Annotated in this window: 2 protein-coding genes; both read right to left on the bottom strand. The window is 53.8% G+C overall.

The window, feature by feature from the left end:
• Positions 1 to 695: 695 nt before the first annotated feature.
• Positions 696 to 914 carry a hypothetical protein gene (locus GXX82_08460; GenBank protein NLT23064.1) on the bottom strand — a complete coding sequence of 73 codons (219 nt, stop codon included), beginning with the start codon at positions 912 to 914 and terminating at the stop codon, positions 696 to 698.
• Positions 915 to 1,310: 396 nt separating this feature from the next.
• Positions 1,311 to 1,865 (bottom strand): hypothetical protein, encoded by a 555-nt coding sequence (locus GXX82_08465; GenBank protein NLT23065.1) that lies wholly within the window; start codon positions 1,863 to 1,865, stop codon positions 1,311 to 1,313.
• Between the last annotated feature and the right edge of the window lie 211 nt (positions 1,866 to 2,076).

Genomic DNA, 2,076 nt, shown 5'->3' on the forward strand with positions numbered 1-2,076 from the left:
CAGCCGGTCGAACTCCGCCGTGCTGCCCTCGAGGCGGAGGCCTGCCTGGGTGACCGTGATTGCGGGTAGCCTTTCTGCTGCCCCTTCGTCCCACAAGTCGAGATCGATTATTCTGTCTGGCATGTCGCCTCGTGCTTATGGAACCGGCGCACTTCGTCCGGCTCGTCGTCGTACAGATACGGAAAATTGGGATAGATAGCCGCCTTACGATACGGCTTCTTGCGTTTAGAAATCATAAAAATCAGCCATCGATACGGTATATAATAACTCTTAGAGGGTGGTTTTAGCCGCACCACATGCGTCTATAAGGAAGTTCTGCAGAATTTCCCTATAAATTTGCTCAACCCGCGATGTCTTGTGGGGTCTTGCGATTCGGGTCTTGGAACACCGTCATTCCATATGGTGCACCTGCACGCCTGAAATCCCCGAGAATCGACCCGGGGAACTTCGCCGCATTCATTGCACAGAGCTGTACCAAGCTCGTTGACCCATATTTCCTTCGTAGAGAGAATATCACATGCCCGATATCTAGCGGCGATTGCTTGTCGTGGCCAGGCCATACCAACGCGGCTATTCCTGCCTTCTCTCCCAGGCCGGCCTCGGTACTTGGAAAGCTTGGTCACGCTTCATATTTTTATCACCCCTTCAAATATGAATTATCCGCCGCCATATTAATCGTATCTAGATAAATAGATTTATACAGTTGGCTTTTTCCAGCCAACTGATGTGGGCCGCTTGCCCGTGCTCGGGCGGTTGATCGACACCCTTTCGACCAGCCCCAGAGCCTCCATAGCGGTGAGGACCGACCTGACGCTGCCCTCCGGCCTGTTGAGTTTCCTGCAAAGTTCCCTCATGCTCTGGGGCTCCTCTTTTAGCACTGAAGAGAACTCGAGCATTATTTTATGACTTACCATATCGCCCTCCAGATTTTGCGAATCCCATCCCGCCTAGATTCGACCAGTCCGGCCCTCTCCAGACCACGGATGGAGTACCTGCAGACTTCTGCGCCCGAACCAATGTCCGCCGCGACAGTCTTCATCGTCGCGCCCTCTGGATGTTTCCTCAGGTAATCCATGATGCAATCTTGCAGATAGCTCATCCCAATATCCTCCTCGCTTTGTCGGTAAGCTCCCACACACCTCTCCTTGCCGATCCATTCTTGCGGACGGTTCCAACCTTCTGGATCAGGCCTCGATCCTTCCAGTAGCGGACCAGGCCACCCGCCACTCCGGGAAGATGGTCCTGGAAGACGAATGAGTCTTCCTTCGGCAAGACCTCCAAGTCTTCCCGGCGCCTGATCGGGCCGCGGCTCACCAGAGAGACCCCCAGAAATCGTTGTAGATCCTGCTCGTAACCTCAATATCCTCAGCACAATGTGCCCTTATGCCCTCCAAGTCGCCATCTTCCCACATTTTGGCTATATCACAGCCGTTGGTTTGCTTTCCGGCGCCATACAGGAACCAATGAAGCTCGCTGAGCGAACAAGCGGACACGTCCGTTTGCCATTTTCCCCCGAGGATATCAAAAAGGTCGCAGATCCTTTGCGATCGCCGGTCCGGAAGGTAGGGCTTGATACCGTATTTAGCCGCCCTCAGCCTGATGAGCGGGATGTCAAAATTCTTGACGTTGAATCCCACTAACGTGGCCGTCCGATGCTCGTTCAGGAGGTCGGCAAACTCTTTCAGGATCTCCTCTTCCCCGCCCATGATGACCTTCCGGTAGCCTCCCAGGTCATAGCCTATGGCCACCACCCGGCTGATGATTGCATGGATTCCGGCCTTCTTCTTGGATTTTGGGAAAGCCTGGTTGTATTCGGTCAATCTATCTGGAATTGTCTCTGCGTCAAAAATTATTGGACTGTTCACTCGCTGCACCACCCTTCTGCTATCGCTTTCGGTTTGATGAACCGTGCCCAAAGCTCGTCGTATTCCGCTTCTGTGATCTCCACCGTATCCTGTTCTGGAGATCCCGGAAACCCACCTGCCCACCGGAGGGTTAGACGATAGCTCATGCCCCGGCCCTCATCTCATAGTCGTAACAGCATTTGTCGCACTGCCAGTCGTTGGGCCATGAACC

The sequence above is a fragment of the Syntrophorhabdus sp. genome (genome assembly GCA_012719415.1).
In the GTDB taxonomy this organism is placed as follows: domain Bacteria; phylum Desulfobacterota; class Syntrophorhabdia; order Syntrophorhabdales; family Syntrophorhabdaceae; genus Delta-02.